The organism is Vibrio sp. 2132-1, assembly GCF_033344315.1.
Map to the genome: position 1 here is coordinate 1 of NZ_JAWPON010000419.1, position 656 is coordinate 656.

The 656-nt window shown below is 45.6% G+C and carries 1 protein-coding gene; it reads left to right on the top strand.

Translation table 11 applies throughout. The features are described 5' to 3' along the window. Positions 1-656, top strand: a 656-nt coding sequence (locus R8N47_RS25780; RefSeq protein WP_318186174.1) for an aldo/keto reductase, incomplete at both ends; no start/stop codon positions are given.

Consider the following 656-nt stretch of genomic DNA (forward strand, 5'->3'; position numbering starts at 1 on the left):
GGTGAACTTCATTGATACTGCAGAAATGTACCCTGTTCCGCCAAAAGCAGAAACACAAGGCCTAACAGAACAATACATCGGCAACTGGTTGACAAAATCCGGCAAGCGAGAAAAAGTCGTTCTAGCGACAAAAGTGGCAGGGCCGCGCAATGTGCCTCACATCCGTGAAAACATGAGTTTAAATCGTCGCAATATCCATGATGCCATCGACTCTAGTCTTCAACGACTCCAAACCGATTACGTAGATTTGTACCAACTTCACTGGCCACAGCGTCAAACTAACTGCTTTGGCCAACTCAACTACCCTTACCCAGACAAGCAAGAAGAAGTGACGTTAATTGAAACCCTAGAAGCATTAACTGAACTGGTTAAGATGGGTAAAGTGCGTTACATCGGCGTATCTAACGAAACACCTTGGGGGGTGATGTCTTTGCTTCGTTTAGCGGAGAAGCATGATTTACCGCGTATCGTTTCAATTCAAAATCCATACAATCTACTCAACCGCAGCTTCGAAGTGGGTTTGTCTGAAATCAGCCATTATGAAGGTGTCCAACTGTTAGCGTATTCACCTCTGGCGTTTGGTTGTTTGAGTGGTAAATACTTACATGGCGCAAAACCAGAAGGTGCACGCTGTACTAAGTGGGAGCGTTTCGCTC